Source organism: Streptomyces coryli (genome assembly GCF_011044975.1).
Classification (GTDB): domain Bacteria; phylum Actinomycetota; class Actinomycetes; order Streptomycetales; family Streptomycetaceae; genus Streptomyces; species Streptomyces coryli.
In genome coordinates this window covers 1-9,379 of record NZ_JAAKZV010000287.1, presented here as the reverse complement: position 1 = coordinate 9,379, position 9,379 = coordinate 1, and the positions used below count along the sequence as shown (strand labels likewise).

General features: G+C 69.6%; 7 protein-coding genes. 1 reads left to right on the top strand and 6 read right to left on the bottom strand.

Annotated features, from left to right (window positions below; translation table 11 throughout):
• A partial coding sequence (locus tag G5C51_RS36480; protein WP_165244248.1) for a CYTH domain-containing protein occupies positions 1–733 on the bottom strand: 733 nt, incomplete at its 3' end.
• Positions 734–888: 155 nt separating this feature from the next.
• Here G5C51_RS36480 and G5C51_RS36475 point away from each other — a divergent pair.
• Complete coding sequence (locus G5C51_RS36475) at positions 889–3,024, top strand: transglycosylase domain-containing protein (protein ID WP_165244246.1); 2,136 nt, start codon at positions 889–891, stop codon at positions 3,022–3,024.
• Positions 3,025–3,051: 27 nt separating this feature from the next.
• Here the strand turns inward: G5C51_RS36475 and rodA are convergent, their stop codons facing one another.
• The 5 genes from rodA to G5C51_RS36450 are packed head-to-tail and all read right to left on the bottom strand — an operon-like array spanning position 3,052 to position 9,075.
• The gene (gene rodA, locus G5C51_RS36470) at positions 3,052–4,242 is read right to left on the bottom strand and encodes a rod shape-determining protein RodA (protein ID WP_165244244.1); all 1,191 of its coding nucleotides are present in this window, start codon (positions 4,240–4,242) and stop codon (positions 3,052–3,054) included.
• Entirely contained in the window at positions 4,242–6,332 is a 2,091-nt protein-coding gene (mrdA, locus tag G5C51_RS36465; RefSeq protein ID WP_165244242.1) for a penicillin-binding protein 2, read from the bottom strand. The genes rodA and mrdA overlap by 1 nt, the downstream gene beginning before the upstream one ends.
• Positions 6,329–7,033, bottom strand: coding sequence for a rod shape-determining protein MreD (mreD, locus tag G5C51_RS36460; RefSeq protein WP_165244240.1), 705 nt, complete (start codon positions 7,031–7,033; stop codon positions 6,329–6,331). The genes mrdA and mreD overlap by 4 nt, the downstream gene beginning before the upstream one ends.
• Before the next feature lie 5 nt (positions 7,034–7,038).
• Positions 7,039–8,034, bottom strand: a complete 996-nt coding sequence (gene mreC, locus G5C51_RS36455; RefSeq protein ID WP_165244238.1) for a rod shape-determining protein MreC — start codon at positions 8,032–8,034, stop codon at positions 7,039–7,041.
• 21 nt (positions 8,035–8,055) lie between these two features.
• Positions 8,056–9,075: a rod shape-determining protein gene (locus G5C51_RS36450; RefSeq protein ID WP_165244236.1), complete on the bottom strand. Its 1,020-nt coding sequence runs from the start codon at positions 9,073–9,075 to the stop codon at positions 8,056–8,058.
• Positions 9,076–9,379 lie beyond the last annotated feature (304 nt).

Here is a 9,379-nt window from a genome sequence, read left to right as displayed (position 1 = left end):
GGACCGGGGCCGGCTCGGGGGCCTTGGCGGCCTTCTTGCCCTTGGCCGCCTGCTTGCCCTTCTTGCCGCCCTTCTTGGCGGACTCCTTGGCGGCCTTCTCCCCCTTCTTGGCGGGCTTCGCCGCCTTGGGCTCGGTCTCCGCCAGCGCCCGCGCCAGCTTCGACGGCGCGGCGGACGGCCGCAGGCCGCCCTCCAGCAGCCGGGCCTCGACGGCGTCGAGAAACGCGGGCTCCTGGCCGTCCGCGAGCTCCACCTCGACCTCGGTCCAGGCGGCGGTGCGCAGTTCGCCGCCGGTCAGCCGCTTCGCGGTGACCCGGTCGATGGAGGCCTCGGCGAGCAGCGCCCCCTCGGCGCCGAGCAGTTGGCACACGGTGCGGCGGGACTCGATGCGGACGAGCGGGTTGAGCGCGCTGTCCCGTACCCGGGAGCGGACCAGGGCGGTGAGCCGCGCCGGGATCTGCTCGGCGGGCGGGGCCTGGATCTCGTCCCGTACGCCCGGGGAGACCGGCAGCTTCAGGTGCCAGCCGGCGTCGTCGCCGCCGGTGCGTCTGCGCAGGGTGATGCCGTCGGCGGCGAGCCGCTGCCCGGCGGTGTCGAAGTAGGTGGCGTCCAGGGCGTCGGTGCCCTTGTCGACGACGGCCTCGACGCCGGGAACGCCGGTGAGGTCGGGCAGCGACTCCTCTTCTCCCGCGAACTCGTACTTGCGCTCGATCTCCCGCACTGTGTCCGCCATGGCCTGAATCTAGCCGCGGATCCCGCTCACAGGCAGGGGGCGAGCCGCCTGAAATGTGACATTGACCGCACAGGCCCCATGAAACCGCAGGTCACAGAGGTGAGCGAGATGAGGTCCGCGCAGAATGGATAGTCTGCCCGGTTAACGTCATCTACATGCTTCCGTCCCTTTCCACCCGGCGCCGGCGGGTGCTGAAGTGGATCCTGCTCACCGCTGCCGCCCTGTTCGTCGCGGGCGCCGGCGCGGTCGCGTACGGCTATACGACGACCAAGATCCCGGCCGCCAACGAGGCCGCGCTCGCGCAGAACAACACCTTCCTCTACGCGGACGGCTCGCTGCTCGCCAAGGACGGCGACGTGGACCGCGAGAACATGCCGCTCAGCCGGGTCCCTGAGCACGTCAGGCACGCGGTCCTGGCCGCCGAGAACCGGGACTTCTACCACCGGCCCGCGGTCGACCCCGTCGCCATGGCCCGGGCGGGCTGGAAGACGCTGCGCGGCGACGGCGTGCAGTCGGGTTCGACGATCACCCAGCAGTACGTGAAGAACCTCTACCTCACCCAGGAGCAGTCGGTCACCCGCAAGGCCCGGGAGATCTTCATGGCGGTGAAGGTCGACCAGCAGATGTCCAAGGACGACATCCTCGAGGGCTACCTCAACACCAGCTACTACGGCCGCGGCGCGTACGGCATCCAGGCCGCCGCGCACGCCTACTTCGGCAAGGACGCGGAGGACCTCGACGTCTCCGAGGGCGCCTTCCTGGCTGCGGCGCTCAACTCCCCCACCGCGTACGACGTGGTCGCCCACCCCGAGAACAAGAAGATGGTGGAGCGCCGCGTCACGTACGTCCTCGACGGCATGCGCAAGGAGCACTGGCTCTCCGCGAAGGGCCGCAAGGCCGCCGGCCTCCCGGAGCTGACCGAGCAGGGCGACGACCGCGGCCTCTCCGGCCAGCGCGGCTACCTGGTCGAGGCGGTGAAGTCGCACCTGATCGACTCCGGCGCCCTGACGGAGAAGGAGCTCGCCGCGGGCGGCTACCGCATCACCACCACGATCCAGAAGCCCCGGCAGAACGCCCTGGTCAAGGCCGTCGACGACGAGCTGGTGGCCAAGCTCTCCGACTCCCGCAAGGCCGACCAGAGCGTCCGCGCGGGCGCGGCCTCCATCGACCCGCGCAACGGCGAGGTGGTCGCCCTCTACGGTGGCCGCGACTACGCCGAGCGCTACGTCAGCAACGCCACCCGGCGCGACTACCAGGTCGGTTCGGTCTTCAAGCCGTTCGTCTTCACCGCCGCGCTGGATAAGGGCGCGACGACGGCCGACGGGCAGCCGATCGGCCCCGACACCGTCTACGACGGCACCAGCCGCCGCCCGGTGACCGGCTTCGCCGGCTACAGCCCGCAGAACGAGGACGACATCTCGTACGGCCGGATATCCGTGCAGCGCGCCACCGACGCGTCGGTCAACTCCGTCTACGCGCAGATGGCGCAGGACACCGGCCCGAAGGCGGTCCGCGACACCGCGGTGGCGCTCGGCATCCCGGCGGACACCCCGGACCTCAACGCCTACCCGTCCATCGCCCTCGGCCCGGCCACCGCCTCGGTCCTGGACATCACCTCGGCGTACGCGTCGCTGGCGGCACACGGCCAGTCCCACGAGCCGGTCTTCGTCAAGAAGCTGACGCGGCAGGGCGACGAGGTCGCGCTGCCGGAGCCGGAGCAGAAGCGCGCGGTGTCCCGCGAGGCCGCCGACACCACGACATCCGTCCTCCAGGGCGTCGTCGAGGACGGCTCGGGCGCCGCCGCCCAGGCCACGGGCCGCCCCGCGGCCGGCAAGACGGGCACGGGCGAACACAACCGCTCGGCGTGGTTCTCCGGCTACACCCCGGAACTGGCCACGTCGGTCGCCCTCTTCGGCCAGGACCCGAAGACCGGCGCGCAGACGTCCCTGCACGGGGCGCTGGGCGAGGCGCGGATCAACGGCGGCGGCTACCCCACGCGCATCTGGGCGGCGTACCAGGAGGCTGCTCTGAAGGGCCTCCCGGTGACGACCTTCGACCTGCAGGACCAGGAGCCCGTGGCCCCGATCGTCCCGCCGACAGAGGGGCCCCAGGCCCCAGTCGCACCGGAGCCGACGGACGAGCCGGAGCCCTCGCGCGAGCCGGAGACCTCCGCGCCACCGGAGATCCCGGACGCGGACCCCCAGGACACCCCGCCGGCGGAGCCGGACCCCGAGGAGCCGACGGAGCCGGAACAGCCCGACCCGGCCGCCCCGCCGGAGGCGGATCTGTAGCGGCCGGCCCCGGGCGCAGCCCGTGCGTTACGCCGACATCGGCCGCTGCACCGCGATCGACTGCAGCAGCCCCACCGCGATCCACACGGCGAACATCGACGACCCGCCGTACGACACGAACGGCAGCGGCAGTCCCGCCACCGGCATGATGCCCAGCGCCATCCCGATGTTCTCGAAGGACTGGAAGCCCAGCCAGGCGATGATGCCGGCCGCGACGATCGTCCCGTAAAGGTCGCTCGCGTGCTGCGCGATCCGGCACGCGCGCCACAGCACCACGCCGATCAGGACGAGGATGAGGCCCGCGCCGACAAAGCCGAGCTCCTCCCCCGCGACCGTGAAGATGAAGTCCGTCTGCTGCTCCGGCACGAACTGCCCGGTCGTCTGGCTGCCTTCGCCGAGCCCCTTGCCCAGCGCACCACCCGAGCCGATCGCGATACGGGCCTGGTTGGTGTTGTAGCCGACCCCCGCCGGGTCCAGCGCCGGGTTGGCGAACGCGGCGAACCGCGCCACCTGGTACTCGTCCAGCATCCCCAGCGAGACGATCACCACCGCCCCGCCCACCGCGGCGCTCACCAGCCCGATGACCCACCGGTTGGAGGCCCCCGACGCGAGCAGCACGCCCAGGATCGCCATCGCGATCACCATCACCGAGCCGAGGTCCGGCATCAGCATGATGATCAGGATCGGCAGCGTGGCAAGTCCCAGCGCCTGCAGCACCGTCCGGTGGTCCGGGTGTTCCCGGTCCCCCGCGTCGACCCGGGCCGCGAGGATCATCGCCATCCCGAGGATGATCGTGATCTTCGTGAACTCCGACGGCTGCACGGTGAAGCCGCCGCCCAGCGAGAGCCACGCGTGCGACCCGTTGATCGTGACGCCCAGCGGCGTCAGCACCAGGATGATCAGCAGCACCGACGCCGCGTACAGGAACGGCACCGCACCGCGCAGCGTCCGGTGCCCCAGCCACACGGTCCCCGCCATCAGCGCGAGGCCGATCGCCGTGAACATCACGTGCCGGAAGAGGAAGCCCTCACCGATGTCATCGCGAACGCGCGTCGCCGACCACACCAGCGCGGAGCCGATCACCGACAGCGCGATCGCCGCCAGCAGCAGCTGCCAGTCCAGCCGCCGCACCAGCGACCCGGGTGCGGTCAGCTTGCCCCACGTGCCCTGCTGGGGCTGATAGCGGCGGATGTAGAAGCCGCCCGAGGAAGAGCTCATCACGGCGACTGCACCGTCCCATCGGCCGAGATCTTCGGCAGCTTGCGCTGCGGCGCCGGCAGCAGGGCCTTCTTCGGGTTGATCTTGCCGTCCTTGTTCACGCCGTACAGGGCGTTGTAGACCGCCCGCACCGCCGGTGCCGAGGCTCCCGATCCCGTACCACCCTGGGAGATGGTCATCACGATCGTGTAGTCCTTGGTGTACGTGGCGAACCACGACGTCGTCTGCTTGCCGTAGACCTCGGCCGTACCGGTCTTGGCGTGCATCGGGATCTGCTTCTGCGGCCACCCTTCGAAGCGCCATGCCGCGGTGCCCCGGGTGGCGACACCTGCCAGCGCTTTGTCTATGGCCTTACGGGTGCCCTCGCCCATCGGCAGCTTGCCGTGCGACTTCGGCTTGATCTCGTTGACGTCCTTGCCGTCCGGGCTGATCACGGCCTTGCCGACGGTCGGGTCGTACATCGTGCCGCCGTTGGCGATGGCCCCGTAGATCACCGCCATCTGCAGCGGGGTGACCTGGGTGTCGCCCTGGCCGATGGAGTAGTTGACCGCGTCACCGGCGCGCATCTTCATGCCCTCGAGGCAGTTCTCGCGGGCGATCTGGGTGACGTAGTCCTTCTTCTTGGACTTGGCCTGCTTGCACCAGCCGTCCTTGTTGGCGCGCCAGTAGTCCGACTTCCACTTACGGTCGGGGACCCGGCCGGCGACCTCGTTCGGCAGGTCGATGCCGGTCTCTTTCCCCAGCCCGAACTGCTTGGCGGTCTTGAAGAACCAGTCCTTGGGGTTCTTCTTCGGCTTGTTGCCGCCGTCCTTCTGCCACTCCTTGTGCGCAAGGCGGTAGAAGACGGTGTCGCAGGAGACCTCGAGCGCCCGGCCGAGGTTGATCGAGCCGTGGCTCTGCGACTCGAAGTTCTTGAAGACCTGGCCGCCGATGTTGTACGAGCTGGAGCACTGGTAGCCGCCGTCGAAGGGGTACCCGGCATTCACCGCGGCCGTGGTCGGGATGACCTTGAAGATCGAGCCCGGCGCCGACTGACCCTGTATGGCCCTGTTCAGCAGCGGGTAGTTGGACTTCTTGCTGGTCAGCTTCTGGTATTCCTTGCCGTCGATGCCGCCGACCCAGGCGTTCGGGTCGTACGTCGGGTTCGACGCCATCGAGACCACCCGGCCGGTCTTGGCCTCCATGACGACCATCGCGCCGGAGTCGGCCTTGTAGTTGCGCTCGGTGTTGCGGTCGAACTCCTTGCGGGCGGCCTTCATCGCCTTGTCGAGCTCCCGCTCGGCGATGCCCTGCACCCGGGAGTCGATGGAGGTGACGAGCGTCGAACCGGGCACGCCCTTCTGCCCCTTCGCCTCTCCTATCACCCGGCCGAGCTTGTCGACCTGATAGCGCTTGACCCCGGCCTGGCCGCGCAGGTCCTTGTCGTACGAGCGCTCAATGCCCGAGCGGCCGATCTGGTCGGTGCGCAGCAGCGGGTTCTTGCTGTCCTCGGCCTTCGTGATCTCGTCGTCCGTGACGGGCGAGAGATAGCCCAGCACCTGCGCGGTGTTGGCGCCCGCGGGGGCGGCGTAGCGGCGCAGCGCGGCGGGCTCGGCGGAGATGCCGGGGAACTCCTCGGCGCGCTCGCGGATCTGCAGCGCCTGCCGCGGGGTGGCCTCGTCGGTGACCGGGATGGGCTGGTACGGGGAGCCGTTCCAGCACGGCTTGGGGGTCTCGGAGTCGCAGAGCCGGACCTTCTGGATGACGTCCTTCGGCTGCATGCCCAGCACGCCGGCGAGCTTGGTGAGGACGTTCTTGCCGTCGTCGTCCATCTTCATCAGCGCCGTACGGGAGGCGGAGACGACGAGGCGGGTTTCGTTGTCGGCGAGCGGGACGCCGCGGGCGTCGAGGATCGAGCCGCGCACGGCGGGCTCGATGACCTGCTGGACGTGGTTGCCGGAGGCTTCCTTCTCGTACTCGTCGCCGTTGCGGATCTGCAGGTACCAGAGCCGCCCCCCGAGGGTGAGCAGGAGCGAGAAGACCAGCACCTGAATGGCGATCAGGCGGATCGTGACTCGGGTGTTCCTGCCGGTGGCCGGAATATTGGTCACAGCCGTTTGACCCCCTTGATCTTGCTCACCTTCACCTTCGAGGGCGCCTTGCCCGTGAAGACCCCGCCCTTCTGCCGGCCGATCAGGCCGCGCCCGCGCCTGCCCCCGCGCCCGGACGCGGTGCCCGCGGCCAGCCAGCGGTACGCGGAGTCACCGGCGGCCGAGCCGGCCGTGCCCTCGGTGCCGTCCGCGACCACCTCGCGCTCCGCCTTCCGCGCCAGCGCCATGATCGCGGGAACCACGAACGGCGCCAGCAGCAGGTCGTACAGCGTCGAGGAGAAGATCAGCCCGCCCAGCCCGACACCGCGCGCCGAGCTGTCGCTGACCAGCGCGCCCACGCCCGCGTACAGCAGCGTCGAGCAGATCGCCGCCACGGCGACCACCACCATCGGCCCGGCGGCCGATCTGACCTGGCCCTTCTCCGGCTTGACCAGCCCGGCGAAGTAGCCGATGACGGCGAGCACGAGCGCGTACCGCCCCACCGCGTGGTCGGCCGGCGGGGCGAGGTCGGCGAGCAGGCCCGCGCCGAAGCCGACGAGCGCGCCGCCGGTGTGCCCGTAGACGAGGGCGAGGCCGAGGACGACGAGGAGCATCAGGTCCGGGACCGCCCCCGGGAGGTGCAGCCGGGCGAGCACGCTCACCTGGATGACCAGGGCCACGACGACCAGGGAGGCCGCCAGCAGCAGACGGTTGACGTGCATCGTTCTCAGTTCCCGTCGTCGAGGCCTTCGTCAGGGTTGTTGCCCGCGTCGTTCGCGAACGGCTCGTCGACCGGCTGGCCGTCCTCGCCCTCTTCGGGCTTGGCGGTGACCGTGACGGTCGGGGCCGGCTTCGGCTTGGCCGGCTTCTCCGGCAGCACGGTGTCGCGCGGGTCCTCGCGCGGCGGCTGCACGACGACGCCGACGATGTCCAGTTTGGTGAAGGAGGCGTACGGCTCGACGTACACGGTCCTGGTCAGGTCGCCGCCGACCGGCATGACCTTGGTGATACGCCCTATCGGCACGCCCGGCACGAACGGCTTGTCGGCCTCGGAGCCGAAGGTGACCAGGCGGTCGCCCTTCTCCACCTTCGCCTTGCCGTTGAGCAGCTGGACCCGCATCGCGCGCTCACCCTGGCCGGTGGCGAAGCCGAGCTCGTTGGACTTCTCCAGCCGGGTGCCGACGGTGAAGTCCGGGTCGTTGGCGAGCAGCACGGTGGCGGTGGTCGGGCCGACGGTGGTGACCCGGCCGACCAGGCCACTGCCGTTGAGCACGGTCATGTCGCGCTTGAGGCCGTCCTGTTCACCGGCGTCGATGGTGACGGTCCAGTTCAGCCCCTGGGCCGCTCCTATGGCGATGACCTGCGCGCCCTTGATGCCGTACTGGCCGGCGCCGGCGGTCTTCAGCAGCTTGTCGAGCTCCCGGGCGCGCTCGCGGTTGCGGTCGTCGCTGCCCAGGCGCTGGCGCAGCTCGGCGTTCTCCCGCTCGAGCTTGGCCACTCGGCTGTGCCGGTCGTCGGAGTCCCGTACCGCCGCGATCGCGTTGCCGACCGGGTCGACGACGGTGGCCACGCCGTTCTCCACCGGCCCGAAGGCGGTGGCGGCGCCGCGCTTGGCGGAGTCCAGCGGCGAGTCGTCGCCGCCTCGAATGTCCAGGGTGATCAGCGCGAACGCGACCGTCACCAGCAGGAGCAGCAGGATTCTGCTCTCTCGTGTGTCCCTCACGAGTTAGTTCCCCCGCCCCTTCTATCTACGGGGCTGAGCGTCGAGCACCTGCTGCAGAGCCTCGAACTCCTCGACACACTTACCGGAGCCGAGCGCCACGGAGTCCAGTGGCTCCTCGGCGATATGGATCGGCATCCCGGTCTCATGCCGCAGTCTCTCGTCGAGCCCGCGCAGCATGGCGCCGCCTCCGGTGAGGACGATGCCGCGGTCCATGATGTCGCCGGAGAGCTCCGGCGGGCACTTGTCAAGTGTCGTCTTAACGGCGTCCACGATCGCGTTGACCGGCTCCTCCATGGCCTTGCGGACCTCGGCGGAGGAGATGACGACGGTCTTCGGGAGGCCGGAGACGAGGTCGCGGCCGCGGATCTCGGTGTGCTCTTCCTTGTCCGTGTCGTACGCCGAGCCGATCGAGATCTTGATGCTCTCCGCGGTCCGCTCACCGAGCAGGAGGCTGTACTCCTTCTTGATGTGCTGGATGATCGCGTTGTCCAGCTCGTCGCCGGCGACCCGGATCGACTGTGCCGTGACGATTCCGCCGAGCGAGATCACGGCGACCTCGGTGGTGCCGCCGCCGATGTCCACGACCATGTTGCCGGTGGCCTCGTGGACCGGGAGCCCGGAGCCGATCGCGGCGGCCATCGGCTCCTCGATGATGTGCACCTGGCGGGCGCCGGCCTGGGTGGACGCCTCGATGACGGCGCGGCGCTCGACTCCGGTGATGCCGGAGGGGACGCAGACGACGACGCGCGGCCTGGCCAGATAGCGGCGCTTGTGGATCTTCAGGATGAAGTAGCGGAGCATCCGCTCGGTGATCTCGAAGTCGGCGATGACGCCGTCCTTCAGCGGCCGCACGGCGACGATATTGCCGGGCGTGCGCCCGATCATCTTCTTCGCCTCGGCGCCGACGGCCAGGATGCCGCCGGTGTTTGTATTGATCGCGACGACGGAAGGCTCGTTGAGAACGATGCCGCGGCCTCTCACATACACCAGCGTGTTGGCCGTCCCAAGGTCGACGGCCATGTCACGGCCGATGAAGCTCATGTTGTTCCCCATGGGATACGTCAGGCCTTCCGAGCTCTGGTGTGTGGTGGGCGATGATCGGCGGCGGCCAGTACGTCTACCGGTCCCGTAGGGACATCGTAGTCACGCGAGGTCGATACGAGTGAGACGCCACCCGGCCGAATCTTGGCCCGTGTCGTGCGTTCCGTCTTCCCGGGGTGGGGACGGCATATGCCAAACGAGCGTCGGGAATTATTAGTTTCTTCTGACTCGACGTCAGGCTGTCACCGCGGGTGAGCTGCAAGTTCACCTGCGGTGACGGTTCTCGCCCACCCACCAACCCGTC

Excerpts from the sequence above, each read along its gene's own strand:
- G5C51_RS36475 (WP_165244246.1), top strand. The coding sequence starts at position 889 with ATGCTTCCGTCCCTTTCCACCCGGCGCCGGCGGGTGCTGAAGTGGATC.
- rodA (WP_165244244.1), bottom strand. The coding sequence starts at position 4,242 with ATGAGCTCTTCCTCGGGCGGCTTCTACATCCGCCGCTATCAGCCCCAG.
- mreD (WP_165244240.1), bottom strand. The coding sequence starts at position 7,033 with ATGCACGTCAACCGTCTGCTGCTGGCGGCCTCCCTGGTCGTCGTGGCC.
- G5C51_RS36450 (WP_165244236.1), bottom strand. The coding sequence starts at position 9,075 with ATGAGCTTCATCGGCCGTGACATGGCCGTCGACCTTGGGACGGCCAAC.